The sequence below is a fragment of the Streptacidiphilus sp. EB129 genome (assembly GCF_041262645.1).
Taxonomy (GTDB): Bacteria; Actinomycetota; Actinomycetes; order Streptomycetales; family Streptomycetaceae; genus Streptacidiphilus.
The window spans coordinates 28,617-54,956 of the sequence record NZ_JBGCCS010000032.1 but is presented as its reverse complement, the minus strand read 5'-3'; the positions used below and the strand labels follow the sequence as shown (position 1 = coordinate 54,956).

23 protein-coding genes are annotated in these 26,340 nt (G+C 72.8%); 11 read left to right on the top strand and 12 right to left on the bottom strand.

Annotation, left to right across the window (positions count from 1 at the left end):
* Positions 1-56 precede the first annotated feature (56 nt).
* The 7 genes from ABH925_RS29630 to ABH925_RS29600 all read left to right on the top strand — a co-directional run bounded on the left by ABH925_RS29630 (position 57) and on the right by ABH925_RS29600 (position 8,796).
* Positions 57-2,261 carry an alkaline phosphatase family protein gene (locus ABH925_RS29630; RefSeq protein WP_370152831.1) on the top strand — a complete coding sequence of 735 codons (2,205 nt, stop codon included), beginning with the start codon at positions 57-59 and terminating at the stop codon, positions 2,259-2,261.
* Positions 2,262-2,647: 386 nt separating this feature from the next.
* Positions 2,648-3,409: a DeoR/GlpR family DNA-binding transcription regulator gene (locus tag ABH925_RS29625; protein ID WP_370152829.1), complete on the top strand. Its 762-nt coding sequence runs from the start codon at positions 2,648-2,650 to the stop codon at positions 3,407-3,409.
* A gap of 97 nt (positions 3,410-3,506) precedes the next feature.
* A complete protein-coding gene (locus ABH925_RS29620; RefSeq protein WP_370152827.1) occupies positions 3,507-4,877 on the top strand; it encodes a sugar ABC transporter substrate-binding protein in 1,371 nt (456 codons plus the stop codon).
* A 4-nt stretch (positions 4,878-4,881) separates the two neighbouring features.
* Positions 4,882-5,847 (top strand): carbohydrate ABC transporter permease, encoded by a 966-nt coding sequence (locus ABH925_RS29615; protein ID WP_370152825.1) that lies wholly within the window; start codon positions 4,882-4,884, stop codon positions 5,845-5,847.
* Positions 5,848-5,930: 83 nt separating this feature from the next.
* Positions 5,931-6,734: a carbohydrate ABC transporter permease gene (locus ABH925_RS29610; protein WP_370152894.1), complete on the top strand. Its 804-nt coding sequence runs from the start codon at positions 5,931-5,933 to the stop codon at positions 6,732-6,734.
* Positions 6,731-7,720, top strand: coding sequence for a zinc-dependent alcohol dehydrogenase family protein (locus tag ABH925_RS29605; protein ID WP_370152823.1), 990 nt, complete (start codon positions 6,731-6,733; stop codon positions 7,718-7,720). The genes ABH925_RS29610 and ABH925_RS29605 overlap by 4 nt, the downstream gene beginning before the upstream one ends.
* A gap of 77 nt (positions 7,721-7,797) precedes the next feature.
* The gene (locus ABH925_RS29600; protein ID WP_370152821.1) at positions 7,798-8,796 is read left to right on the top strand and encodes a carbohydrate kinase; all 999 of its coding nucleotides are present in this window, start codon (positions 7,798-7,800) and stop codon (positions 8,794-8,796) included.
* Here the strand turns inward: ABH925_RS29600 and ABH925_RS29595 are convergent.
* From ABH925_RS29595 to ABH925_RS29580, 4 genes are all read right to left on the bottom strand, one after another.
* Positions 8,771-9,208 carry a DUF742 domain-containing protein gene (locus tag ABH925_RS29595; RefSeq protein ID WP_370152819.1) on the bottom strand — a complete coding sequence of 146 codons (438 nt, stop codon included), beginning with the start codon at positions 9,206-9,208 and terminating at the stop codon, positions 8,771-8,773. The two genes, ABH925_RS29600 and ABH925_RS29595, sit on opposite strands and share 26 nt — an antisense overlap.
* Before the next feature lie 5 nt (positions 9,209-9,213).
* Positions 9,214-9,630: a roadblock/LC7 domain-containing protein gene (locus tag ABH925_RS29590; RefSeq protein WP_370152817.1), complete on the bottom strand. Its 417-nt coding sequence runs from the start codon at positions 9,628-9,630 to the stop codon at positions 9,214-9,216.
* Positions 9,627-12,155 carry a nitrate- and nitrite sensing domain-containing protein gene (locus ABH925_RS29585; protein ID WP_370152815.1) on the bottom strand — a complete coding sequence of 843 codons (2,529 nt, stop codon included), beginning with the start codon at positions 12,153-12,155 and terminating at the stop codon, positions 9,627-9,629. The genes ABH925_RS29590 and ABH925_RS29585 overlap by 4 nt, the downstream gene beginning before the upstream one ends.
* A gap of 210 nt (positions 12,156-12,365) precedes the next feature.
* Positions 12,366-13,334, bottom strand: coding sequence for an alpha/beta fold hydrolase (locus tag ABH925_RS29580; RefSeq protein WP_370152813.1), 969 nt, complete (start codon positions 13,332-13,334; stop codon positions 12,366-12,368).
* Between the two features lie 306 nt (positions 13,335-13,640).
* Between ABH925_RS29580 and ABH925_RS29575 the strand changes: the two genes are divergently transcribed.
* On the top strand, positions 13,641-15,491 hold the full coding sequence (locus ABH925_RS29575) for a long-chain fatty acid--CoA ligase (RefSeq protein ID WP_370152811.1): 1,851 nt from the start codon (positions 13,641-13,643) through the stop codon (positions 15,489-15,491).
* A 118-nt stretch (positions 15,492-15,609) separates the two neighbouring features.
* Positions 15,610-15,819, top strand: coding sequence for a hypothetical protein (locus ABH925_RS29570; RefSeq protein WP_370152899.1), 210 nt, complete (start codon positions 15,610-15,612; stop codon positions 15,817-15,819).
* Between the two features lie 109 nt (positions 15,820-15,928).
* Here ABH925_RS29570 and ABH925_RS29565 read toward each other — a convergent pair whose 3' ends face one another.
* The 4 genes from ABH925_RS29565 to ABH925_RS29550 all read right to left on the bottom strand — a co-directional run bounded on the left by ABH925_RS29565 (position 15,929) and on the right by ABH925_RS29550 (position 18,955).
* Entirely contained in the window at positions 15,929-16,741 is an 813-nt protein-coding gene (locus ABH925_RS29565; protein ID WP_370152809.1) for an SGNH/GDSL hydrolase family protein, read from the bottom strand.
* A 130-nt stretch (positions 16,742-16,871) separates the two neighbouring features.
* Entirely contained in the window at positions 16,872-17,288 is a 417-nt protein-coding gene (locus ABH925_RS29560) for a secondary thiamine-phosphate synthase enzyme YjbQ (RefSeq protein ID WP_370152807.1), read from the bottom strand.
* A gap of 75 nt (positions 17,289-17,363) precedes the next feature.
* On the bottom strand, positions 17,364-18,464 hold the full coding sequence (locus ABH925_RS29555; protein ID WP_370152804.1) for a M48 family metalloprotease: 1,101 nt from the start codon (positions 18,462-18,464) through the stop codon (positions 17,364-17,366).
* A complete protein-coding gene (locus ABH925_RS29550; RefSeq protein WP_370152802.1) occupies positions 18,461-18,955 on the bottom strand; it encodes a BlaI/MecI/CopY family transcriptional regulator in 495 nt (164 codons plus the stop codon). The genes ABH925_RS29555 and ABH925_RS29550 overlap by 4 nt, the downstream gene beginning before the upstream one ends.
* 160 nt (positions 18,956-19,115) lie before the next feature.
* On the opposite strand from ABH925_RS29550, the gene ABH925_RS29545 reads away from it, so the two are divergent.
* Together ABH925_RS29545 and ABH925_RS29540 are read left to right on the top strand one after the other, a co-directional pair.
* Positions 19,116-19,793 carry a DedA family protein gene (locus tag ABH925_RS29545; RefSeq protein ID WP_370152801.1) on the top strand — a complete coding sequence of 226 codons (678 nt, stop codon included), beginning with the start codon at positions 19,116-19,118 and terminating at the stop codon, positions 19,791-19,793.
* Positions 19,790-20,404, top strand: a complete 615-nt coding sequence (locus tag ABH925_RS29540; RefSeq protein ID WP_370152799.1) for a phosphatase PAP2 family protein — start codon at positions 19,790-19,792, stop codon at positions 20,402-20,404. The genes ABH925_RS29545 and ABH925_RS29540 overlap by 4 nt, the downstream gene beginning before the upstream one ends.
* 92 nt (positions 20,405-20,496) lie before the next feature.
* Here ABH925_RS29540 and ABH925_RS29535 read toward each other — a convergent pair whose 3' ends face one another.
* From ABH925_RS29535 to ABH925_RS29520, 4 genes are all read right to left on the bottom strand, one after another.
* The gene (locus ABH925_RS29535) at positions 20,497-21,135 is read right to left on the bottom strand and encodes an MBL fold metallo-hydrolase (RefSeq protein ID WP_370152797.1); all 639 of its coding nucleotides are present in this window, start codon (positions 21,133-21,135) and stop codon (positions 20,497-20,499) included.
* Between the two features lie 202 nt (positions 21,136-21,337).
* Complete coding sequence (locus ABH925_RS29530; protein WP_370152795.1) at positions 21,338-22,426, bottom strand: ROK family glucokinase; 1,089 nt, start codon at positions 22,424-22,426, stop codon at positions 21,338-21,340.
* A gap of 101 nt (positions 22,427-22,527) precedes the next feature.
* Positions 22,528-24,096 carry a PucR family transcriptional regulator gene (locus ABH925_RS29525; RefSeq protein WP_370152793.1) on the bottom strand — a complete coding sequence of 523 codons (1,569 nt, stop codon included), beginning with the start codon at positions 24,094-24,096 and terminating at the stop codon, positions 22,528-22,530.
* A gap of 138 nt (positions 24,097-24,234) precedes the next feature.
* Positions 24,235-26,256 (bottom strand): M3 family metallopeptidase, encoded by a 2,022-nt coding sequence (locus ABH925_RS29520; protein ID WP_370152791.1) that lies wholly within the window; start codon positions 26,254-26,256, stop codon positions 24,235-24,237.
* Positions 26,257-26,340: the final 84 nt, after the last annotated feature.

The following is a 26,340-nucleotide window of genomic DNA, read 5'->3' as shown; positions in this document are numbered from 1 at the left end:
TCCCCAGTGGTTTCCGTACGTCCTACGGCATCTGACCGCACGAAGGGATCCGGACCATGCTCGCTGCGAGAGCCCGCACGCTGACCACGGCCGCTCTGGCCGCCGGTGGCCTGTTACTGGCGTCACCCGCCGGAAGCGCCACCGCACTGCCCGGCGCCGCCACCCCGTCCCACACCGCCGCCACCTCCGGCGCGGCCCACTACGACCACGTCTTCGTCGTGGTCGAGGAGAACCACGGCTACGCCGACCTGATCGGCAACCCGGCCGCGCCGAACCTCAACGCACTGGCGGCCGAGTACGGTTCGGCCACCCAGTACTACGCCGTGTCCCACCCCAGCGAGCCCAACTACGTGGCCATGCTGGGCGGCAGCACCTTCGGTGTCGCCGACGACAACGCGTACTACCTGAACCAGGTGAACGCGCCCAGCCTGATCAGCCAGCTGGACGGTGCCCAGGTCGACTGGAAGGCCTACCTCCAGGGCCTGCCGCACCCCGGCTACCAGGGCATCTGCTATCCGGCCAACTGCAACGGCGCGCCCGACAAGGACCCGCTGTACGCGTCCAAGCACAACGGCGTCAGCAACTTCACCACCTCCTGGAACGCCGCCGACCGGGCCCGGCAGGTGCCGGTCGACCAGCTGGGCGCCGACCTGCGCAGCGGGCGGGTGCCGGCCTTCGGCTACGTCGTCCCCAGCGAGTGCGACGACCAGCACGGCGACCCTCCGTACTGCGTCGACTCCGGCAACCCCGGCGGCTCCGACCCGCAGGACCAGCGTCTGGTGGCCCAGGGCGACGCGTACCTCGGCGGCCTGGTCGCCGAGATCACCGGGGTCGGATTCTGGGCCCAGGGCAACAACGCCATCGACATCGTCTACGACGAGGGTGACGACAACACCGGCGGCGGCGGGCAGACCGCCGACGTCGTGGTCACCAGCCACGGCCCGCGCGGGCTGCAGGACCCGACCCCTTACAGCCACTACTCGCTGCTGCGGACGCTGCAGGACAACTTCGGCGTGGACTGCCTGCAGCACTCCTGCGACCCGGCGACCCGTCCGATGTCCGCGCTGCTGGCGGTGAGCGGCGCGGCCGCACAGCCGTTCCACGCCCTGCCGGTGCCCGGCTACCCGACGCCGACCCCGGTGCCGGCCGAACCGCTGTCCCGCAGCACCGACAGCGGCAGTTCGGACGGCTGGACGGTGCAGAGCACCCCGGTCCTGGGCAGCGCGGACAACTCCTTCGGCGCGGTGGCGGCGGTCTCCCCATCCGACGTCTGGGCGGTGGGGAACTACCTGCCGGACACCTCCGCCAGCAACACCGACGCCACCCTGAACCTCGCCGCCCACTTCGACGGCACCCAGTGGACCAGCACCCCGATCGGTGACGGCGGGCCCAACTTCGACACCCTCCTCGGCGTGGCCGCGGTACCCGGCCGGGCCTGGGCGGTGGGCGTGGCGATGGACGCCGGCTACCGGGCGCACAGCCAGGTCGAGGCGTGGAACGGCTCCGCCTGGCACCCGCAGCGGCTGCCCGGCCTCGGCTCGCAGCGCGACCTGCTCAACGCGGCCACCGCGGTGTCCGCCCAGGACGTCTGGGCGGTCGGCGACCAGCAGGGCCAGGACGGGGTGTTCCGCACCCTGGTCGAGCACTACGACGGCCGCGCCTGGTGCGTGGTGCCCAGCCCGAACCCGGGCAGCTCGGGCGACCACCTCTGGGGCGTCGCGGCGGACGGCGCCGACGACGTGTGGGCGGTGGGCCAGCGCAACGGTCCGACCGGGGACCAGCCGCTGGTGGAGCACTTCGACGGCCGGGCCTGGTCCGTCGTCGACGTACCGTCAGGCGGCACCGAGGGCGCGCTGCTGCAGGGCGTCGCCGTCTCCGGCGGCCAGGTCTGGGCCGTCGGCCAGTCGGACGACGCGGCCCATCAGGCGCGTCCGCTGGTCGAGCACCTCGGCGGCGGACAGTGGACCGGCACCCTCCCGGCCGGGCTCGGCTCCGGCTTCAGCGACGTGACCGGCGTCGCGGTCGCGAACGGGACACCCTGGCTGGTCGGGAGTTACTTCGACGCCCCGAGCGGCAACCAGAAGCCGATCCTGGCCCACCTCGGCGACGGCGGCTGGCAGCAGTCGGCCGGGCCCGACCCGGGGGTCGGCGACACCGTCTTCGGCGGCATCGGCGGCAGCGCCGGCGCGCTGTGGGCGGTCGGCATCGACAACTCCGCCAACGGACGCGTACCGCTGGCGGAGTTCCACCCCGCCGGCTGACGCGGGCGCCCACCCCTCCCTCCGTACCGACCAGAGCACTCCCCCGCGTCGGTCGCGGCCGCCACTCCCACGGCGGCTGCGACCGGCGCACCGTGTTGTGGCGGCGTGTGGGGTTGGTCCGGGCATGAATCGGGTGGCGAAAGCAGCACTCCGGGCATGAATGCGTCCCGGCGAACCCAGCAGACCCTCGTTCACCAGTAGCCCCACCGCGGGGAACCGGGCAAAAAGCGGGCTTCATTCTGCCCGCTTCGGACCGCCACCGGGCACTGTGGCAGCGGTATAAATCTGTCACGGGCAGATTCGGGCTTCCGATGTCCGAACGGGCACGGTCGAACGGGCAAGTCGAACGGGCACAGTCGAACGAACACCGAGGGACAGGCGGGGGCATGCGCGCGGAGGAACGGCAGCACCGGATCCTGGCTCAGGCCCGGCACCAGGGGCGGGTCGAGGTCGCCGTCGCGGCGGCCGACTACGGTGTCGCGCTGGAGACCATCCGGCGCGACCTGAGCGAACTGGAGCGCAGGGGCCTGGTCCGCCGCACCCATGGCGGCGCCTACCCCGTGGAGAGCGCGGGCTTCGAGACCGACCTGGCCCAGCGCGTCACCCTGAACGTCGAGAACAAGCGCCGGATAGCGGCCGAGGCGGTCACCCTGGTCGGCGACGCGGAGACGGTCTTCGTGGACGAGGGCTACACCCCGCAGATACTGGCCGCCCTGCTGCCGACCGACCGGCCGCTGACCGTGGTGACGGCCTCGCTGTCCACCGCCGCGGCGGTCGCCGACTCCGCCAACCTCACCGTGCTGCTGCTCGGTGGCCGGGTCCGGGCCAGGACCCTGGCCACGGTCGGTTCCTGGGCCTGCGCCATGCTCTCGGGCTTCGTCATCGACCTGGCGTTCCTCGGCACCAACGGGATCTCCCGGGAACTCGGCCTGACCACCCCCGACCCCGTGGTGGCCGACGTCAAGGCCAAGGCCGTCGAGGTGTCCCGGCGACGGGTCTTCCTGGGCGACCACAGCAAGTTCGGCGCCAGCAGCTTCTGCCGCTTCGCGCAGGTCGGCGACTTCGAAGCGATCGTCACCGACACCGGACTGTCCAGCGCGGAGGCGCACCGCTACTCCCTGATGGGGCCGCACGTCATCAGGGTCTGACCCGCGGCGGGCCGCACACCCCCCGCGGCCCGCCGCGACACTGCATGTCATGCGCACAACCACCCACCTGACCGGACTCCGGAAAGCAGGACCCACCATGACGACCAGACACACCCTGATGCGCCGCACCGCTCCCCTCGGGGCTCTGCTCCTGTGCGGCGGTCTGCTCACCGCCTGCGGCGGCGCCGGCGGCGCGGGCGGCATCGGCGGGGCCGCGTCGCACTCCATCAACGTGCTGATGGTGAACAACCCGCAGATGGCAGACCTGCAGAAGCTGACCGCGGCCAACTTCACCAAGCAGACCGGGATCACCGTCAACTTCACCGTGCTGCCGGAGAACGACGTCCGCGACAAGATCACCCAGGACTTCTCCAGCCAGGCCGGCCAGTACGACGTGGCCACCATCAGCAACTACGAGACGCCCATCTTCGCCAAGAACGGCTGGCTGGCCCCGCTGTCCTCGTACGCGAAGAGCGACACCGGCTTCGACCAGGCCGACATCCTGCCGGCGATCCAGCAGTCGCTGACCTCCGGCGGCCAGATCTACGCCGAGCCCTTCTACGGCGAGTCCTCGTTCCTGATGTACCGCAAGGACGTCTTCGCGGCCAAGCACCTCACCATGCCGGCCAAGCCGACCTGGGACCAGGTCGCCGCGCTGGCCGCCCAGGCCGACGGCGCCCAGCCGGGGATGAAGGGCATCTGCCTGCGCGGGCAGCCGGGCTGGGGCGAGGTGATCGCGCCGCTGACCACGGTGGTGAACACCATGGGCGGCACCTGGTTCGACCAGGGCTGGAAGGCCCAGCTGGACAGCCCCGCGTTCGAGAAGGCGACCAGCTTCTACGTCAACCTGGTCCGGGCGCACGGCGAGGCCGGGGCCCCGCAGGCCGGGTTCACCGAGTGCCTCAACGACATGGAGCAGAGCAAGGTCGCCATGTGGTACGACGCCACCTCCGCCGCCGGACTGCTGGACGGCTCGGGCTCCCCGGTCGCCGGGAAGATGGGCTACGTGCCCGCCCCGGTGGACCAGACCCAGAGTTCCGGCTGGCTCTACACCTGGGCCTGGGGCCTGCAGAAGGCCAGCAAGCACCAGGACGACGCCTGGAAGTTCATCTCCTGGGCCTCCAGCAAGCAGTACGAGAACCTGGTCGGCACCACCCTGGGCTGGTCCCGGGTCCCGGCCGGCAAGCGCACCTCGACCTACTCCGACCCCGGCTACACGGCCGCCGCCTCCGCCTTCGCCGGGCCCACGCTGACCGCGCTGACCTCGGCCGACCCGCAGAACCCGGGCGTTCAGCCGCGGCCCGCCCCCGGTATCCAGTTCGTCGGCATACCGGAGTTCGAGGACCTGGGCACCCAGGTCTCCCAGCAGATCAGCTCCGCCATCGCCGGACAGATCAGTGTCGCCCAGGCGCTGACGAACAGCCAGGCACTGGCCGCCAAGGTCGCCGCCCAGCACGCCGGACAGTGATCCGATGACCGCACCCTCGCTCACCCGACGCGTCGGGATGCCGCGCACCGCGCGGCATCCCGGCCCGGCCGCGACGAACCGGCCGCGCGGCGCCTGGGCCCGCCGGGCGCCATTGCTGCCGGCCCTGATCTTCATGATCGTGGTCACCCAACTGCCGTTCGTCGGCACCGTGGTGATCTCGTTCATGCGCTGGAACGCGCTGGACCCCGCCAACCGGGGCTTCGGCGGCCTGTCCAACTACACGACCGCGCTCACCGATCCGGCGCTGCGCTCGGCGATCGTCACCACCGTGGTGCTGACCGCCTCGGTGGTCCTGGTCAGCCTGCTGCTCGGGCTGGGCCTGGCGCTGCTGCTGGACCGGAAGTTCCTCGGCCGCGGCATCGTCCGGACCCTGCTGATCACCCCGTTCCTGGTGGTGCCGGTGGCCTCCGCGCTGCTCTGGAAGCACGCGATCTACAACGCCACCTACGGACTGCTCAACGGAACCCTCACCTGGGTCTGGAGCCTGTTCGGCAGCAGCCACGCGCCCCAGCCCGACTGGCTCTCATCCATCCCGCTGATCTCCGTCGAGGCGTCCCTGGTGTGGCAGTGGACCCCGTTCATGATGCTGATCCTGCTGGCCGGACTGCAGAGCCGGCCGATGGACGTGGTCGAGGCGGCCCGGGTCGACGGCGCGAGCACCTGGCAGGTCTTCCGCTACCTCACCTTCCCGCACCTGCGCCGCTACCTGGAGCTCGCCGCCCTGCTCGGCAGCATCTACGTGGTCCAGAACTTCGACGCGGTCTTCACCATCACCTCCGGCGGCCTGGGCACCGCCAACCTCCCCTACGCCGTCTACCAGACCTTCTACGAGGGGCACGACTACGGCCAGGCCTCCGCCGAGGGAGTCATCGTGGTCATCTGCTCCATCGCCATCGCCACCGTCGCGCTGCGGACCGTCTCCTCGCTGTTCCGAGAGGAGTCGCTGTGACCATCGGAATCACCCGCGGCAACCGCACCAACCGCCCCGCCCGCACCGCCCGCGGCGGCGGCCTGGGCGGGCGGGGCGGCCGGATGCTGGGCCTGGCGGCCTGGATCTGCGCCCTGCTGTTCTTCCTGCCCTTCGCCTGGATGCTGCTCACCTCGCTGCACAGCGAGTCCAGCGCCGCGACCAACCCGCCCAGCGTCGGCGCCGCGCTCACCCTGCAGGGCTACCGGGAGTTCTTCGGCGCGGGCACCGGGGTCAGCCCCTGGCCCCCGCTGATCAACTCGCTGACCGCGAGCATCGGTTCGACCCTGCTGGTGCTGGCCCTGGCGATCCCGGCCGCCTACGCGCTGGCGATCAAGCCGGTGCGCAAGTGGACCAACGTGATGTTCTTCTTCCTCTCCACCAAGATGCTGCCGGCCGTGGCCGGGCTGCTGCCGATCTACCTGATCGCGCAGAACGCCGGTCTGCTGGACAACATCTGGCTGCTCGTCATCCTCTACACCTCGATGAACCTGCCGATCGCGGTCTGGATGATGCGCTCGTTCCTGGCCGAGGTGCCCAAGGAGATGCTGGAGGCGGCGTCCATCGACGGCGCCGGACTGCTGACCACCCTGGCTCGGATCGTGGCCCCGGTGGCCGCCCCCGGAATCGCCGCGACCGCTCTGATCTCCTTCATCTTCAGCTGGAACGAACTGCTGTTCGCCCGGGTGCTCACCGGCGTCGTGGCCGGCACCGCTCCCGTCTTCCTCACCGGCTTCGTCACCAGCCAGGGCCTGTTCCTGGCGAAGGTGTGCGCCGCCGCCGTCTGCATCTCCGTACCGGTGCTCGTCGCCGGGTTCGCCGCCCAGGACAAGCTGGTCCAGGGCCTCTCCCTGGGAGCCGTCAAGTGAAGGCAGCCGTCATCAGCGCACCCGGTGTGGTCGACATCGAGAGCGTGGACGACCCCACGCCGGGCCCCGGACAGGTGGTGGTCCGGGTCGCGGCCTGCGGCCTGTGCGGGACCGATCTGCACATCCTCCAGGGGGAGTTCGCACCCACGCTGCCGATCATCCCCGGCCACGAGTTCGCCGGCGAGGTGGTCGCCCTGGGTACCGGGGTGAAGGACCTCGCGCTCGGCGACCAGGTCGCGGTCGACCCCTCGCTGCCCTGCCACGCCTGCCACTACTGCCGGCGCGGACGCGGGAACCTCTGCCTGAACTGGGCCGCGATCGGCGTCACCGAACCCGGCGGCGCCGCCGAGTACGCCCTCGCGCCCGCCGGCAACTGCATCAAGCTCCCGGAGCACGTCCGCACCGAGGACGCCGCGCTGATCGAGCCGCTCTCCTGCGCGGTACGCGGATACGACGTGCTGCGCAGCCAGCTCGCCAGCAATGTGCTGATCTACGGGTCGGGCACCATGGGCCTGATGATGCTGGAGCTCGCCAAGCGCACCGGGGCCGCCACCGTCGACGTCGTCGACATCAACAGCGAACGGCTGGCCACCGCACGGCTGCTGGGCTGCACCAACGCCGTCGACTCGGCCGACGCCGTCGAGCGGCCGCGCGGCTGGGACGTCGTCATCGACGCCACCGGCAACGAGCAGGCGATCCAGGACGGGCTGGGACGGGTCGGCAAGGGCGGCACCTACCTGCAGTTCGGCGTCGCCAACTACGCGACGCGGGCCGTGATCGAGCCCTACCGCATCTACAACCAGGAGATCACCATCACCGGTTCGATGGCGGTGCTGCACAGCTACCAGCGCGCGGCCGAGCTGTTCGCCTCGGGTGTACTGGACCCGACGGTCTTCATCAGCGACCGGCTCGCCCTGAGCGACTACGGTACGGCCCTGCAGCGCTTCCAGGCGGGAAAGGGCCGCAAGATCCTGGTGACCCCCTGACGCCGGAGTCCTGGAGCCACCAGCCCGAAGCCACCAGCGTGAAGACCAGCGTGAAGAGCACCGACGAAGGAGCACGGATGAAGGAGCAGGAACCACCCGTCCTCGTGATCGGTGAGGCCCTCGCCGACATCCTGACCGATGCGGAGGGACGACGCCAGGTCCACCCCGGTGGCAGCCCGGCCAACGTGGCGCTGGGCCTGGCCCGGCTCGGCCACCCGGTCCGGCTGGCCACCCGGGTGGGCCGGGACGAGTACGGCCGGCTGCTGCGGGACCATCTCGGACGCAGCGGAGTCCAGCTCGCCGAGGGGTCCGTGGTCGACGGCGGTACATCCACGGCCACCGCCGTGCTCACCGCCGACGGCGTGGCCAGCTACGAGTTCGACCTCGAATGGGCCCTGCCGCAGCGAAGCCTGGCGCAGTGGAGCGCCCCGGACGGGATCGCGCACCTGCACACCGGCTCGCTCGCGACGTCGCTGGCGCCGGGGGCGGCACAGGTCTTCGCCGCCGTCAGGTCCGCGCGCGGGGCGACCACGATCTCCTACGACCCCAATCTGAGGCCCGCGCTGCTGGGCCCGCCCGACTGGGAGCGCCCCGGGGTCGAGGCCCTGGTGGCGGCCTCGGACCTGGTGAAGGCCAGTGCGGAGGACCTCGCCTGGCTCTGCCCGGACGAGGACGCCCGCACGGTCGCCGCCCGCTGGGCCCAGGCCGGGCCCGCCCTGGTCGTGCTCACCCTGGGCGAACACGGCGCGCTCGCCTTCTGGCGCCGGGGAAGCTGCGCGGTGCCGCCGGAACCGACCCGGGTGGTCGACACCGTCGGCGCGGGCGACTCCTTCATGGCCGCCCTGCTCAGCGGGCTGATCCGGGCCGGGCTGCTGGGCGGCACCACGGCGCGCGCCCGGCTGTGGGCCGCGGGCGGTGAGGCCGACGCCGACCCCGGCGTCGTCGCGGCGCTGTCCCTGGCCGCCCGCGCGGCGGCGATCACCTGCGCCCGCCCGGGCGCCGACCCGCCAACCGGCGCCGAGCTCGCCGCGTTCGCCGGGACCGCCCGTGTCACAGGGCGCGGAGCCCCTGGATGACCTCGCGGAGTACGCGTTCGTCCGGGAGCAGCGCCGTCGGCACGGGGCGGCTGACGTGGATCAGCTCGGCGTCCAGCAGGTCGCCGAGCAGGATCCGGACCACACCCAGTGGCAGGTCCGTCTCGGCGGCGACCTCGGCCACCGAGAGCGGACGCGCGCGTACCAGTTCCAGGATGGCCTGGTGCTCCGGGTCCTCGGCGTTGTCGGTGTCGGCGCCGGGCCCCCGGTCGCGGGCGACGACCTGCGCGATGACGTCGAACGCGTCCCCGTCGGCGTGCCGGGTGCGGCCCCGGGTGAGCGTGTAGGGGCGCACCAGCTGCGCCTGCTCCGACTCCTCGTCGGCCCATTCCTCTTCCTCGGCGGCCCATTTCTCGTCAGCCGAGTCCGGGCCGGCCTCCCCCGTGAGGTCCATCCCGGTTACCGCGTTCCGGGCAGGTCCGTGCGGGGCTCGCTGCCCAGATGTTCACCGACCCGCTTGACCAGTAGCGCCATCTCGTAGGCCACCAGGCCGACATCGGCGTCCGCCTCGCTGAGCACCGCCATGCAGCTGCCGTCGCCGGCGGCGGTGACGAAGAGGAAGGCGTGCTCCAGCTCGATCATGGTCTGCCGGACCGCGCCGCCCTCGAAGTGCCGACTGGCGCCACGGGCCAGGCTGTGGAATCCGGAGGCGACCGCCGCGAGGTGCTCGGCGTCCTCCCGGGTCAGCGAGGAGGAGGCCCCGGTGGCCAGCCCGTCGCTGGACAGCACCACGGCGTGGCGGATCTCCGCGACCCGCCGGACCAGGTCGTCCAGTAGCCAGTTGAGATCGCCCGAGGGCTTGGTGGGTGCGGTCACGAGACCGGTCCTTCCGCAGAGACGTCGTCAGAGGAGTCGGAGGAGTCCGAGGAGAGTGGCACGGGGTCGGTGGAGTGGTCGGCCCGGCCCCGGCTGAGGCCGCGCTGGAACGAGGAGAAGGTGGCCCGGACCTCCTCGGGCGAGCGCTCCCGCTCGGGGGTGTCGACCTGGGCCGGATGCGGCCTCGGCTCGGCGTCGCCCGGAACGGCGGGGGCCGAGCGCAGGGCGGGCGCCAGGCTGGCCTGCCGTACCCGGCGCGGCAGCAGCGGGGTCGCCGGGGTCAGCGGCATGTCTGCGGTGCTTTCGGTCGCGGCGAGCTCGGTCGCGGGGGTCGACCCGGTCACGGGTGTGGCTTCGCTGGCGAGTGTCGGTTCGGTCGTGGCCGTGGGTTCGGTCGGCGAGGTCGGTCCGGTCGACGGAGTCAGTTCGAGGTGCTGGGACTCGCGCCTCGGTGCCGCGTGCCGTGGTCCGGTCGAACCGGGCAGCCGGGTCGGGGTTCCGGAGCCGCCGCCGCGCGGCAGCTCCCGGCCCAGACGCTGCCGGGCGGCCGGCAGGGCCAGCTCCGAGGTCTCGTCGGAGAGGCCGGTACGACCGGCCGACGAGGCGTCACCGGCCCGCGCCGGGACCGCCGTGATCAGGTCGGTCGGCAGCAGCACCACCGCCGTGGTGCCGCCGTAGGGCGAACGGCGCAGCGAGACCCGGACCCCGTGCCTGGCGCTGAGCCGGCTGACCACGAACAGGCCGAGCCGGTCGCTGTCGCTGAGGTCGAAGTCGCCGCCGACCACCAGCCGGTCGTTCGCGGCGGTCAGCGCCTCCTCTCCCATGCCGAGGCCCCGGTCGTCGATCTCCAGCACGAAGCCGTGGGCGACCTGCTCCCCCTGGATCCGGACCTGGGTGTGCGGCGGGGAGAACACGGCCGCGTTCTCCACGAGTTCGGCCACCAGGTGCACCACGTCGGAGACCGCCCCGCCGACCACGGCGACCGGCGGCATCCGGTGCACCCGGACCCGGGCGTAGTCCTCGACCTCGCCGACGGCGGCCCGGACCACGTCCAGGATCCGCACGGGGCGGCGCCAACTGCGGCCCGGAGCCGCGCCGGAGAGGATGATCAGGCCTTCCGCGTGGCGGCGCATCCGCGTGGTGAGGTGGTCCAGCCGGAACAGGTCCTCCAGCTCGTCGGGGTCGTCGACCCGCCGCTCCATCGCGTCCAGCAGCGTCAGTTGCCGGTGCAGCAGGGTCTGGCTGCGGCGGGCGAGGTTGAGGAAGACAGCGGCGACGCCCCGGCGCAGCTCGGCCTGTTCCACGGCGGCCTGGACCGCGGCCCGCTGCACCGCGTCGAAGGCCCGCCCCACCTGGGCGACCTCGTCCCGCGTCCGGCTCGGCAGGGTGACCGGCGGCGCCTCGGCCGCGATGTCGACCGCCTCGCCGTCGCGCAGCCTGCGCATCACGTCCGGCAGGCGCACCCCGGCCAGGTCGAAGGCCGAGTCGCGCAGTCCGACCAGCTCGCGGACCAGGCCCCGGCCGATCCGCAGCGACACCAGCACCGAGGCCAGCACCGCCAGCAGGCCCACCAGGCCGACCGCGCCGTCACGCCAGACCACGTCCATCGCGGCGGAACTGGCCCGGTCGCCGGCGATGGTGGCGGCCTGCAGGTCGATCCCGGCGAGCTGGGTCAGTGTCGAGTTGAGGGTGCGCTGCCAGCTGACCGCGTCGATGTTGTGGACCGCGTGGTCGGGGCCGTAGAGGGCGACCGAGTCCTCCAGGTTGGACAGCGCGGCGTAGCCCCCGCCGTCGAGGAAGTCCTGGTAGAGGGCGCCCTCCTGCTGCGGCAGCTGCGGCTGGTGGACGGTGAAGAGCAGTTGCTCGCCCTGGCTGGTGGCGGTGAACTCCTGGAACTCGCTCTGGCTGAACAGCCCGCCGGCCCGCGCCCCGGACATCAGCGCGTCCTCGCGGGAGATGTACTCGCGCGCCCGGACCAGCTCGATGATGTCGGCGGCCTCCCGGCTGAGGCTGCCCGACTGGAGGTTGCTCAGCTGCAGCCGCAGGTCGAAGAAGGGGGTCTGCGCCTCGGTGTACCACTGGTAGACCGCGTCCCAGCCGTACTGCCGGGTGGCCACCTGGCCGCGCAGCCCCTGCAGGGCGGTGATCTGGTTCAGGATGGAGTTGAGCGCCTGGTGCTGGCCGGCGGTCAGGTCCTGCAGCCGGCCGTTGTCGGCGGCGTGGCTGCGGAAGACGGCGATCTGCTGGTCACTCGCGGCCTCGGCCCGCTGCAGCGTGGTCTGGTCGGCCGTGGCCTGGGGCGCGGCGGCGTAGGCCACGGCCGCGCGGCGCTCGTCCTGGAGCGCCCGGGAGAGGTCGTCCGCGGGAGTGCCGAACCAGCGGTAGTCGGAGCTGACCTGGATCTGCGACCAGACCTGGCTGACGCTCTCGACCGTGGTGAAGGCCCACAGGCCGGTCAGCGAGGCCAGCGGCACCAGGAGCAGCGCGGTGATCTTCGCGCGGACCGATCTGCTGCGAAAGCGCATGGGCTCCTCCGGGCCGGCCGCAGGGGTGCACGCGGAGGCGACTGGGTGTCTGAACGAGGTGCTGCGGTGACGAACAGGAGTGACCGGCGAGGGGTGACCGGACGGGGCGGACACGAGTTTCGGCCGCAGCCTACTACTCGCCCACCCGGCAGTTCGAGATTCGGCCAACTGTTTGCACTCGACGCTCCCGCTCCGTTTTCCGACGGACGGTCAGCCCGCCTCGGTCCTCGCCTCGATGCCCGCCCCGACACCGACTCCGGCCACCGCGCCCGCGCACAGCGACCGCAGCCGCTCGGTCACCACGGCCGGCCGCTCCAGCAGCAGCATGTGCCCGCACTCCGGTTCGATGTGCAGCGCGGCCTGCGGCAGTTCCCGGGCCAGCCGGCGGCTGTGCGCCACCGGGGTGAGCCGGTCCAGCGAGCCGACCACGATCTCGACCGGCAGCTCCCGCAGCGCGCCCAGCGCACCCGCCTTGTCATGCGTCATCAGCGCCGGGAACCAGTCGGCGACCGCCGGCATCGGGCAGGCGTGGATCATCCGTGCCCCGGCGAGCACCGCCTCCCCCGGCGCGTCGGGACCGTAGAGGTAGCGCTTGACCAGTGCGGGGTTGAACCGGCCGTCCGGTCCCGGCAGATGGTCGCGGATCCGCGCGGAGCGCTCGGCGGTGCGCGAGCAGTAGGCGAAGAACGCCGACTCGACGTGCCCCAGCGCCCGCAGGCGCAGCGGCACCGAGCGCCGTCGCCGGGCGTCGAGCTGTCCGGCCGAGGTGCTGGTGAGCAGCACGCCGGCGACCCGGTCGGTGACCAGCTCCGGGTACGCGGCGGCCAGCGCCATGATCGTCATGCCGCCCATCGAGTGCCCGCCCAGCACGAGCGGACCGCCGGGCGCGACCGCGTCGATGATCCCGGCCAGGTCGTCGCCGAGCAGGTCGATGCTCCACGGGCGGATGCTGCCGCCGCCGGAGCCGCCGTGGCCGCGCTGGTCGTAACGCACCACCCGGACCGTTCCGTCGGCGGCCAGTTCACGCGCGTGCCGCTCCCAGGCCCGGGCGTCCAGGGTCCAGCCGTGGGCCAGGACCAGGGTCACCGGGGCGTCGTCGGCACCGTCCACCCGGACGGCGAGGGACGCGCCGTCGGTCGCGGTGACGCTGAGCGAGGAGCAGGGCGGGGTCGCGGGCATGGGCCACTTCCTTGCACGCAGGACAGAGGAGGACGCGGGACTGAGGAGAGAACAGTGGACACGGAAAACCTACTGATTGGTAAGTTATGGGCCCGGCCGACGCCCCGTCAATGAGTTCCGCACCGCGCGATTGCCCGCACACCAGGCCGGGGCTCCGGCCCGCGTCCCTCCTGAGGAGATCCGATGATCAAAGAAAGGAGATCGGGAGACAACGGGACGCGCCCCCTGTCCAGCAAAGTTTCCGTCCGGTAACTTTCGAGACCCGGCGGCGACGGTGCCCCGGCGCGGAGACGGCAGGAGCGCGACGTGCGGGAGTTCTCGGTCCCGGCCCTGGCCTACCCGCTGCGCACCGGAGGCCTCGCCGAATCCGTCTTCCAGGTCGCCGCCGAGGACCCCGGCCTGCTGCAGCTGTCCCGCCGCAGCATGCCGGCGGACGGCGGTGACGGCAGCTGGCAGGACGTCACCGCGATGCAGTTCCGCGACGAGGTGGTGGCCCTGGCCAAGGGCCTGCTGCACCAGGGCATCCGCTTCGGCGACCGGGTCGCGCTGATGTCCCGCACCCGGTACGAGTGGACCCTGCTCGACTACGCGCTGTGGACCATCGGCGCCCAGCCCGTCCCGGTCTACCCGACCAGCTCGCCCGAGCAACTGCGCTGGATCATCGCCGACTCGCGCGCCGTCGCCTGCGTGGTCGAGCACGAGGACCACGCCATGACCGTCGGCTCGGTCTGCGACGCGCTGCCGGAGCTGCGCCGGATCTGGCAGCTGGACGCCGGAGCGCTGCGCGAGCTGGAGCTGGCCGGCCGTGGCGTCCCCGACGACCTGGTGGAACGCCACCGGCAGGCGGTCACCCCCGACTCGGTCGCGACCGTCATCTACACCTCCGGCACGACCGGGCGCCCCAAGGGCTGCGTGCTGACCCACGGCAACTTCGCCGCCGAGACGGACAATCTGATCGCCCGCTACCACGACGTGTTCCGCAACAACGCCAGCGAGCAGCCCAGCACCCTGCTGTTCCTGCCGCTCGCCCATGTCTTCGGCCGGATGGTGCAGGTCGCCGCGCTGCGCGCGGGGGTGCGACTGGCACACGAACCGAGCCTGGCCCCGGCCGACCTGATGCCCTCGCTGGCCGCCACCCGGCCGACCTTCGTCCTCGCCGTCCCGTACATCTTCGAGAAGCTGATGCAGCGGGCCCGTGCGGCCGCCGAGGACTCCGGGAAGCTCGGCGTCTTCGAGAAGGCCGTGGAGGTGGCGGTGCGCTACGCCGCCGCCGTGGAACGCCACGCCTTCGGCGACGGCCCGGGGCCGTCACCCGGCCTGCGGCTGCAGCACCAGCTGCACGAGCGGCTGGTGTACGGGAAGGTCCGCGCGGTGCTCGGCGGCCGGGTCCGGCACGCGATGTCGGGCGGCTCGGCGATGAACCGGGAGCTGGGGCTGTTCTTCGCCGGGGCCGGGATCACCGTCTACGAGGGCTACGGACTCACCGAGTGCACGGCCGCAGCCACCGCCAACCCGCCGGACCGGCCCCGCTTCGGCACCGTCGGCCACCCGATCCCTGGCACCACCGTCCGCATCGCCGAGGACGGCGAGGTCTGGGTGCAGGGGCCGCAGGTGTTCCAGGGCTACCTGGACGATCCCGGCGCCAGCGGGGCGACCCTCCGTCAGGGCTGGCTCGCCACCGGCGACCTGGGCCACCTGGACGGCGACGGCTATCTGACCATCACCGGCCGCAAGAAGGAGATCATCGTCACCAGCAGTGGCAAGAACGTCGCCCCGACCCTGCTGGAGGACCGGGTCCGGGTGCATCCGCTGGTCGCGCACTGCATGCTGGTCGGCGACGACCGCCCGTACATCGCCGCGCTGCTGACCCTGGACCGGGACGCGCTGTCCCACTGGCAGCGCCGCCACGGCAAGGCCGAGGACTCCCCGCTCGCCGTCCGCAACGACCCCGAGCTGCACGCGGAGCTGCAGCGCGCGGTGGCCGTGGCCAACACGGCGGTCTCCCGCGCCGAGTCGATCCGCGCCTTCCGGGTGCTTCCCGGCGACATCACCGAGGAGGCCGGGCTGCTGACCCCGTCGCTCAAGCTCCGCCGCCGCGCGGTCACCAAGGTGTTCGCCGCCGAGATCGACGCCCTCTACCGAAGCCCGCAGTCCTGACCGCGCCGGCCCTGACCGCGCGAGTCCGGACCACGTCGTCCCGGCCGCCCCGTGCGGCAGTTCACTGCGGCCCGGCCACCGCCGTCGCTGCTGCCTCGGCGACCGGGTCCGGGGCGAAGTGGCAGGCCACCAGGGCGGGGCCGAGGGCCCGGGAGGCCGGGTCGTCGACGCCCTCTACAACCAGGCGGACGCCCAGATCTGGCAGCTGGGCCACTCCATCGAGCTGTTCCAGCGCCCGCAGATCATCGCCGACCGGAAGGGCCTGGCCAACTTCGGCGCCTCCGGCCTCGCCTCGACCGACTGGACGATCGTCGGCTGGCAGAAGTAGCACCGACAGAGGGAGACACCGCGGCGGACGACGCTGCGGAAGCAGCCGGAAACGGGGCTGCCGACCGCCCAGTGGGGTGGACGGTCGGCAGCGCACGTGGTGCGGTGGCTCAGGCCGCTGAGGTGAAGCCGGGGAGGTAGCCGCCGGACTGGCCGGCCGCGGTCGGGTGGTACGACTCGTCGATCGGGAACGTGGTGCTGTGCAGCCAGGAGTCGTTGGAGCAGATCTCGTGGCCGGTGAAGGCGCTGCGCACGTCCACGAAGCTGAAGCCGGCGTTGGCGGCGCGCTTGGCGATCACGCCGTCCAGGTCGTCCGCCGCGCCGTTGATGGCGTTGCGGGAGGTGTCGCTGATGCCGAACCAGCAGCTGCCGGGGACCTGGTAGAGGTGGGGGTAGTCGAGGACGACGACATGGGCGTTGGGGGCGTCCGCGTGGATCGCCGCATAGACGGCGTCCAGCTTCGGGGCGAGCTGGGTGTTGGCGAAGTTCTCCGCCGTGGACACGGCGGACAGGCAGGCACTGGTGCCTTCCAGGACGCAGGTCTCCATGGTCGAGGAGAACCCGGCGTCGTTGCCGCCGATGGTGATGCTGACCAGGCCGGTGGAGCTGTTCAGGCCCGACAGCTGGCTGCTCAGAACGTCCGCGGTGGTGGCGCCGGAACAGGCGGCGAAGTCGAACGAGGACGGCGCGTTCGACGACTGCCACAGGTAGGGGTAGGCGTTGGTGCTGCGTTCGCAACTGCCACTGGAACTGATGTAGTTACCGGCGCCGACACCGGAGGAGTAGGAGTCCCCGAGGGCGGCGTACCCGGATGCCGAAGCCCCGGCCGGGGCGGCGGCGGCAATGCCGGCGGCGGCCAGGCCGAGGGCGGAGAGCAGGGCTACGGACAGCGTGCGGAGCGAGCGTGCGCGGGGTGGGCGCATGGTGCCTCCACGGCAGGTGAGGGACACGTGATGTGTGCCACTCACATGGATACCAACCAGTAACCCCTTTGCAACAGTGTCCATGCCAAGAAACTTTTGGACAGTCAGAAATACTGCTGGACAAGGAAGATCAGCCGAGAAATGACAATCTGACGGTACGTCGTGGGTTGTCCCCGTTGGTGTCCACCAGCACGACCGACTGCCAGGTGCCCAGCGCGAGCCGCCCGCCGATCACCGGCAGCGTCGCGTGCGGGGCCACCAGACCCGGCAGCACATGGTCCCGGCCGTGGCCCGGACTGCCGTGCCGGTGCTGCCAGCGGTCGTCGGCGGGGAGCAGTTGGCGCAGCGCGGCCAGCAGGTCGACGTCACTGCCCCCGCCGGTCTCGATCACGGCGATGCCCGCCGTGGCATGCGGGACGAAGACGTTCAGCAGACCGTCGCGCCCGGCCGCGACGTCGTCCAGGAAGGCGGCGCAGCGGTCGGTCAGGTCATGGGTGGTCTCGTGGCTGCCGGTGCTGAGCTCAAAGGTCAACGTGTCAAAGGCCATGGGCCCCATCCTCACCCACGGACCCGGGGTCGGTCAGGCGGGGTCGGTCAGGCGGGGTCGGTCAGGCGGGGTCGGTCAACCGTGTGCCTCGCCCGGCGTGGCGTTCTGCTGGGCGGCCTCGACCTGGTGGTGCAGGTCCTTGGCCGCGTCCAGGGTGGTGCCCAGGGACAGTGCCAGGATGCCGACCAGCAGCGCCGCGGTCAGCGCCGAACCGCGCCGGGTCCGGGCCGGCGACAGCTCCGGCTCCCGGCCGAGCAGCGCCGCGACCCGGCGTGGCACCGGACCCGCCGCCACGCCCAGGGCAACCCCGGCGAGCCGGGAGGAGCGGTCCTGGCCCGCGCCCGCGCGGGCGGCGAGGGCGGCCCGGCCGATGGCCCGGGCCACCAGCCGGCGGTCGGCGACCGAGGCGGCTGCCGTCTCGTCCGCCCAGCGCTCGACGCTGTAGGCAACCCCTTCGCGCAGCGGGGACAGCAGCGGGTGCAGCGCCACGGAGAGCTCCGCGAGCAGCAGGAAGCGATGATGACGGCAGCTCAGATGGGCGCGCTCGTGAGCCAGCAGCACCGCGCGCTCCGGCGCGCTGAGCGCCGCCAGCATGCCCGCGGTGACCACCACCCGGCCCCGGCCCCGGTCACGCGGCAGCGGACCGCCGGGGATCGCGTAGGCGTCCGGGGCCGGATCCGGCAGCACGACCAGGTCGCCGTTGTCGGTGTTGACGCCGTCGGTGTGGATGGCGCCGGTGTGGATGGCGTCGGCGTTGGTGCCGTGGGCGTCGCCGCGTGCCGGGCTCTCGGCGCGGTGGCGGTCGATCAGCCGCCGCGCCTCGCTGTGGACGCGCAGATGGCGGTGCAGCGCCCGGGCCGCACGCCAGCCCGCGAGCAGCAGCAGTACGCCGGCCACGGTCCCGGCCGGGACCACCGCGCCCGGGGAGAGGTGCGCGGCGACGGGCAGGTCGAGGTGGCCGAGGGCGGCCACGAAGGGGAGCCGCAGCAGCGCGGCCACGGCGAGCAGCGCGAGCGCGCCGGTGCCCGCGCCGGCCAGGCCGACCGCGGTGCCGGTGAGCAGCCAGCAGGCCAGGCGCGGATGCAGCCGGTCCGGGAGCGTGCGGACCACCGGAAGCGCGAGCAGCGGCAGCAGCAGCAACGGGAGCACCAGCGGCGCCCAGACGTCGAACGTCACCGCCCCTCCCCCCTACCGTCGCCCCGGCCCCCACCGTCCGCCCGGCCCCCACCGTCGGACGCGGTCCCGCCGCCCGCACCCGACCCGGCGCCGTCGCCACCTGCGGCGCCGTCCGCCGCACCGTCGCCGTCCGCGAGGAGACTGCGGAGCAGTTGTTCGTCGGCGTCGCTGAGTCCGGAGACGAAGCGGGCCAGCACGGTCTGCCGGTCCGCCTCCTTCTCCAGCTCACTGCGCATCCGCCGGGCCGCGAGCCCCGGCGCGTCCTGCGCCTCCTGCGCCGGCGCGTACGAGAACGCGCGCCCGACACGATGGCGCACCAGCACCCCCTTCTCGTGCAGACGGGAGAGGATGGTGTTGACGGTGGTCCTGGCGAGGTCCCCGCCGAGAGCGCGCTGGATGTCGCCGGGGGTGAGCGCGCGGCCCCCGGCCCACAGCACGGCGAGGACGTCGGCTTCGAGTTCGCCCGGATGGCGACGTTGCGGTCCGATCACCGTCAAGGGACTCCCGCCTCCCACTCGCACGTGTCCGGCCCCCCGAGGTGACCGCTGCCATCCACTAGAGTGGCACACGTTGACTACATCAATGTAGACAACGAGACTGATCCGCCACCGGGACTCGAACAGTGTCCCTCATTGCAGGAGAGTGACGGCCATGGCCCACGACCCGACGGCCCTGATCAACCTGGCGGTGAACCCGCTGGACGCCACCTCGTTGCTCGGCGCGTTCGGGGCACTCGGCATCGCCGCCGTCCTGTTCGCCGAGACCGGACTGCTGGTGGGCTTCTTCCTGCCCGGCGACTCGCTGCTGTTCACCGCGGGTCTGCTCTGCACCACCACCAAGAACGGGATCCACCTGAACCTGGGCCTGGTGCTGGTCTGCGCCGTCATCGGCGCGCTGGCCGGCGCCCAGGTCGGCTATGTGATCGGGCAGAAGGGCGGCAAGCCGCTGCTGGCCCGCAGCAAGAACAAGCACATCGTCCAGGGCGCGGTACGGGCCGAGGAGATCCTCACCAAGTACGGGCACGCCAAGGCGATCGTGATCGGCCGCTTCATCCCGGTGGTGCGCACGGTGCTCAACCCGATGGCCGGGGCGCTCAACGTCCCGGTGCGCACCTTCACCCTGTGGCAGGTGATCGGCGGCCTGGTCTGGACGATCGGCGTCACCCTCGCCGGCTACGCCCTGGGCAACACCATCCCCAGCATCGACACCTACCTGCTGCCCATCATCGCCCTGATCGTGGTCGTCTCGCTGATCCCGATCGCCCTGGAGATCATGCGCAGCCGCAGGACGGCCACCACCAGCACGACCCCCTCGGAGTCCGGCAAGTGACCTACCTCGCTTCTCTGAACGGCGCCTCGATCGACGGCGGGCTGTACCACTGGTTCATCACCCGGGCACAGAACGCTCCGCACTGGTTCGACAACCTGATCTCGTTCTACGCCAGCTACGGTCTGGGGCTGTTCGCCCTGATGATGATCTGGTGCTGGTGGCGCGCCCGTGCGGCGCGCGACTCCACCGCGATGGCGATGGCACTGGCCGTGCCGGTCGCGGTGGTCCTGGCGTACGTCGCCAACGACATCGTGAAGAGCGTGTTCGACGAGGCCCGACCGTGCCAGGTGATCACCTCCCCGGCCACGATCCAGCCCTGCCCGGGCGTCGGCGACTGGGCCTTCCCCAGCAACCACTCGGCCATCGCGGCGGCCGCCGCCGCGGCCCTCTGGATGATCAGCCGCAAGCTCGGCGTCATCGCCACCCTGGCCGCGCTGGTGATGGGCTTCTCCCGGATCTGGGTGGGCGCGCACTACCCGCACGACGTGCTGGTCGGCCTGGTCGTCGGCGCCGTGGTCGCGGTCCCCTCGATGCTGCTCGCCAAGCGCTACGGCCCACCCCTGGTGGTCCGGCTGGAGTCCGGCTTCCTCCGCCCGCTGCTCACCGCCTGACGTACCGGCACTCCGCCACCCGGCCCCGGCGCGGCCCGCGCCGGGGCCGCGCCCTCGCACCGGGATCCGGCAGGGGGATCCGGCAGGGCGGGTCAGCCGAGGGTGACGGCCTCGCCGGGGGCCAGCCGGGTGTAGGCGGTGTCCTTGACGAGGGTGCTGACAAAGCGTTCGACGCCGGCCAGCCCGATCGGGCTGAGCAGGGCGTCGTGCAGGGCGTAGGCCCGGTCGGCGCCGACCGCCCGGGTGTAGTCGACCACCTCGGCGGTCCTGGACCACGGCGCGTGCACCGGCAGCAGCAGCGTCCGGACCGGACGGTCGGGCACGGTCAGCGCGTCACCGGGGTGGAACACCTCCCCGTCGACCAGGAACCCGATGTTGCCGACCTGCGGCAGGTCGGGGTGGACCACCGCGTGCCACTCACCGTAGACCTGGACCGAGAAGCCGGCGGCGGTGAACGCGTCGCCGTGCTCGACCACGTGCACCCGTCCGGCGCCCAGGCCGGTCAGCGATTCGGCCACCGCGCCGTTGGTCCAGAACTCCAGCCCCGGGCTGGCCGCCGCGGCCTCGCGCAGCCGGTCCTCCTGGAAGTGGTCGAAGTGCTCATGGGTGACCAGGACGGCATCGGCACCGTCGAGGGCCTCGGGCTCGGTGAAGACGCCCGGGTCCAGGACCAGGGTCCGCCCGTTCTGCTCGATCCGGACGCAGGCGTGGCCCAGTTTGGTGAGACGCATGGTTCTCCTCGGTACTGCGACGGCCGGGTACGACGACCGTTCGCTGGCGCATGATCGTTCCGGCTCATCCTGCACCGTCCTCCGGCCGCGGCACGGACACACCCCGCAGGCAGGTACCGATCCCACCCGGCTTGGCCCACCCGCTTCACCCGGACGCTGCCCGGGCCTTCATCCGCCGGCTGTGTACCAGCGGCTGCCGGTGTCAGCGTCCGCCGCGCTCCACCCGGCGGCGCTTGACGGTACGGAAGCGGCGCGCCACCTGCCGGGCCAGGTCGGCCGCGCCGACCAGACCGGCCTCGTTGCCGAGCCGGGCCAGCACGATGTCCGCCTCGGGGCGGAAGCCGCGCCCGGTGAGACTGCGCCGGAAGGACTCCCGGGCCGGGCCGATCAGCAGCTCACCTGCGGCCGAGACGCCGCCCCCGATGACGAACCGTCCGGGGTCCAGCGCGGCCGCGAGATTGGCGATGCCCGCGCCCAGCCACTGGCCGATCTCCTGCAGCAGCTCGACGGCGACCGCGTCGCCCTGCTGCGCGGCTTCGGTGACCAGCGGCCCGGTGATGGCACCGACGTCGCCGCCGACCCGGTCCAGCAGCGGCTGCGCCACCGGGGACTCGGCGGCGCACAGCTCGCGGGCCTCGCGGACCAGGGCGTTGCCCGAGGAGTACTGCTCCCAGCAGCCCCGGTTGCCGCAGGGGCAGCGGTGCCCGCCCGGGACCACGGTCATGTGGCCGAACTCGCCGGCCATGCCGTAGCGGCCGCGCTCCAGCCAGCCGTCCCTGACGATGGCGCCGCCGATCCCGGTGCCGAGGTTCACCATCACCAGGTGCTCCTCACCGGCCCCCGCGCCGAACCGCCACTCGGCCCAGGCCGCCGCGTTGGCGTCGTTCTCCACCACGACCGGGAGTTTCAGCCGCGAGCTGAGCGCCTCCTGCAGCGGCTCGTTGCGCCAGGACAGGTGCGGCGCGAACAGCACCCGGGAGCGTCCGGCGTCCACGAATCCCGCCGCCCCGATGCCGACCGCGTGCACGTCGTGACGGTCCGCCAGCTGCAGCACCAGCTCGGTGATGACGTCCTCGACCACCTGCGGGCTCTTGCTCCGGTGCGGGGTCTCGGTGCGCAGCTGCTCCAGGATGTGGCCCTCGCCGTCCACCACCCCGGCGGCGATCTTCGTCCCGCCGATGTCGATGCCGACGGTGGGCAGCCGCAGCCGCGCCGGGCGCGGTGCCCCGTCCCGGCGGGGACCGCTACGGCGGACGCTGGTGCGGAGGTAGGGGCTGCGCGGGGTGGTCACGTGGTCGGATCCGTTCCTTCACCGGGGTGTGCTGCTGCCACATCTTTCCAGCACCGCAGTCTTCCAGCGCCGCAGCCTCCCGGCACGGCGCCGGCGCGGCGTCAGGACAGTTCCAGCGCCAGGTAGAAGTCGACCCGGTCCTCCAGCTTGGACAGGTCACGGCCGGTCAGTTCCTCGATCCGGCCGATCCGGTAGCGCAGGGTGTTGACGTGGACGTGCAGCGCGGCGGCGCAGCGGGTCCAGGAGCCGTCGTAGCGCAGGAACGCCTCCAGGGTGCGGACCAGATCGGCCTGGTGTTCGAGGTCGTAGCCGACGACCCGGTCCAGCAGCCGGCTGCGGAAGGCCCGTCGCACCTCGTCCGGGACCGCTGCCAGCAGCAGCACGTGCGAGGCCAGCTCCTCCGGGCCGCTGACGCAGATCCGGCCGACCCGGGCGGCCGCGATCCGGCGCGCGTGCCGGGCCTCCTCCAGCGCGCCGCGCAGCCCGCCCGCCGAGGGGGACGGCGCGCTCGCGCCCAGGGTGAGCCGGCCCTCCGCGCCCAGCCCGGCCTCCAGCGGGGCGAGCAGCCGCCGCAGCCGCTCGGCCATCGGCTCGCCGTCCTCGGCCTCGGGGACCAGCAGGATCGCCCCCGAGCCTCCGCCGCCAATCAGGGTCCGGTCGTCCTCGCCGCTCAGCGCCTCGACCAGGGCGGAACGTACCGCCCCGTCGGGCAGGGCCAGGCCCTCGGCGGAGATGGCGACCCAGGCCTCGGGCGCGGTGGCGCCACCGGCCACCATCGCCAGCGAGGCGTCCAGCGCACGGCCCAGCTCCTCCGGCGGGGCGTCCCGCTGCAGCAGGGTGATCACCTCGTCGGCGAGCCGGCTGCGCAGCCTGCGGCTCTCGTCGCGCCGCTCGCGCTCCGCGCCGGCCAGCCGGGCCAGGTTCTCGGCGAGCTGCTGGCGCTTGGGGGTCCATTCGGTGACGTCGCCCTCGACCGCCAGCAGCCACTGGGCCAGCAGCCCGCTGTCCCCGCCCGCGACCGGCAGCACCGAGAACTGGCGGTTGCCGAGCCGGGCCCGGACCGACGGTCCGGGGCGGCGGCGCTGGCCGTCCAGGTGCGCACGCACCAGCTGGTCGCGTTCGGCGGCGTTGAGCCGGTCGGGTGGTCCGGCGACCACCCGGCCGCTGGGGGTGAGCACCCAGCAGTCCAGGTCGAGGTCGCCGCCGAGCAGTTCCAGCACGGCGTCGAGACCGGCGCCCCCGGCGGCGGAGACCAGCACCCGGTGCCGGTCCACCAGCGCGGACAGGTCGGCCGCCCGGTCGGCCGAGACCTGCCGCACCACGTACTCGGTGAGCTGCGCGAACGCGACGTCCTCGGGGACGGCGAAGAGCGGCATCCGGTGCCGCTCACAGGCCTCCACCAGGTCCGCGGGGACCGGCCCGACCTCGGCCTCACCGGCCGCGAGCCCGACCGCCCCGGCCGCGGCCAGGCCCCGGACGAAGCGCTCGGAGTCCTCGGGACCGGTCCGCCACAGCATGCCCGTGAGCACCAGCTCGCCGCCCTGCAGGTAACGGCCGGGGTCGTGCAGGTCGGTGGTCATCACCCCGGACACCACCCGGTCCAGCTCCTCGCGCCCGGCCAGCAGGCGCAGCCGCGGGGCGGTGGGGGCGAGCAGCGCGCCGATCCGCACGGGGGTACCTCCGTCTGCTGGGGGGTCGTCGCCGGACGTGGCTCAGATGTTGCCGCACGTTACCCGACGCTGCCTCCCGGACGACAACCCGTTCCACGGCCGGCCGCGATCGGCCGCGGTCGGCCGGTCCGGCCGCGGTCAGACGGTGAGGCCGCGGCGGGTGAGCAGCGGGGTGATCTCCGGGGCGCGTCCGCGGAACGCCGCGAAGGCGCCCATGGAGTCCACGCTGCCGCCGCGTCCGAGCAGCTCGCGGCGGAAGATCTCGCCGCTCTCGCGGATCGTCCGGCCGTCCTCCTTGAACCACTCGACGGTGTCCGCGTCCAGCACCTCGGACCAGATGTAGCCGTAGTACCCGGCGGCGTAGCCGCCCGCGAAGATGTGCGAGAAGTACCCGGTGCGGTAGCGCGGCGGGATCTCCTGCAGCGCCAGCCCGTACCGCCGCAGCGCGTCCGCCTCGAAGGCCTCGGCGTCGTCCGGCCGCTCACCGGCCGGGAGGGTGTGCCAGGCCCAGTCGAGCAGGGTCGCGGCCAGGTACTCGACGGTGCGGAAGCCCTCGCCGAAGTTCTCGGCCGCCTTCATCCGGGTGACCAGCTCGGCCGGCATCGGCTCACCGGTCTCGTGGTGCCGGGCGTAGTTGGCCAGCACCTCGGGCCAGTCCGCCCACATCTCGTTGACCTGGGACGGGTACTCGACGAAGTCCCTGGGCACCTCGGTGCCGGCGACCAGCGGGTGGCGCACGTCGGAGAACAGCCCGTGCAGCGCGTGGCCGAACTCGTGGAACAGGGTGGTGACCTCGTCCCAGGTCATCAGCACCGGCTCGCCCGCCGGGGGCTTGGCGATGTTGAGGTTGTTGACCACCACCGGCAGCTGTCCGAGCAGCCGCGACTGGGTGACCAGCTCGTTCATCCAGGCGCCGCCGCGCTTGGACTCCCGGGCGTGGAAGTCGCCCAGGAACAGGCCCAGCGGGCTGCCGTCGGCGTCGGTCACCTCGAACACCCGGGCGTCCGGGTGGTAGCCGACCAGGTCCGGGCGTTCGGTGAAGGAGATCCCGTAGACCAGGCCGGCCGCGAAGAACACCCCGTCCCGCAGCACCGTCTCCAGCTCCAGGTAGGGGCGCATGACCGAGCTGTCGATGGCGAAGCGGGCCTTGCGGACCTTCTCCGACCAGTACTGCCAGTCCGCCGCCGCGATCCGGTCCACGCCGGCCTCGGCGGCCAGCGCCTCCGCCTCGCGGCGGGCGTTGGCGACGGCGGGGCCGACCAGCCGGCCCAGCATCGCGTCGACGGCCTCGGTGCTGCCGGCGGTCTGGTCGGCGACCTCGTAGGCGGCGTGGCTGTCGAAACCGAGCAGCGCGGCGCGCTCGGCGCGCAGCGCGGCCATCCGGGCGGCGAGCGCGCCGTTGGACTCGATGCCGCGCGCCAGCGAGGCGGCGAGCAGCCGGCGGCGCACCCCGGGGTCGTCCAGGGCGGCCAGCTCGGTCTGGTTGGAGAAGTTCTTCAGGCTGATGACGTAGCCGCCGTCGCGGCCCAGCGCGCGCCCGTTCTCCTCGGCCGCGGCGACCGCGTCCGGCGAGAGCCCGGCCAGGTCGGCCACGTCGTCCAGGACCAGGGCGGCGGCGCGGGTGTCGGCGAAGATGTTCTGCTCGAAGGCGGTGGCGGCGGTGGCCAGCTCCGCGTTCAGCTCGCGCAGCCGGGCCTGCTGGTCCGCGCCGAGCCGGGCCCCGGCCCGGACGAACTTCGCGTGGTAGCGCTCCAGCACCCAGCGCGACTCGGCGTCGAGGTCGAGCTCGGCACGCCGCGCGTGCAGCGCGTCGATCCGGGCGAACAGCGCCGGGTCGAGGTGGATCGCGTCGCTGTGGGCGGCCAGCCGGGGGCTGATCCCGGCCTCGATCTCCTGCACCGCGGGGCTGCTGTCCGCCGAGGACTGGTTGAAGAACACCGCCGAGACCCGGCGCAGCAGCGCGCCGGAGCGCTCCAGCGCCTCGATGGTGTTGGCGTAGGTCGGCGGCTCGGGGTCGGCCGCGACGGCGGCGGTCTCGGCCAGCTGCTCCGCCATGCCCGCCTCGAACGCGGGCAGGTAGTGCTCCTCCCGGATGTCCGCGAACGGCGGCAGCTCGAACGGCAGGGCACTGGGCACGAGGAGGGGGTTTTCCATAGTCATCCACCGGACACTACGCCCCGTGGTGGCAGCTCCGCACGCCTCGTGGTGGCAGGCCCGGACACCGGATTCCGGCGGGGCGCGGCC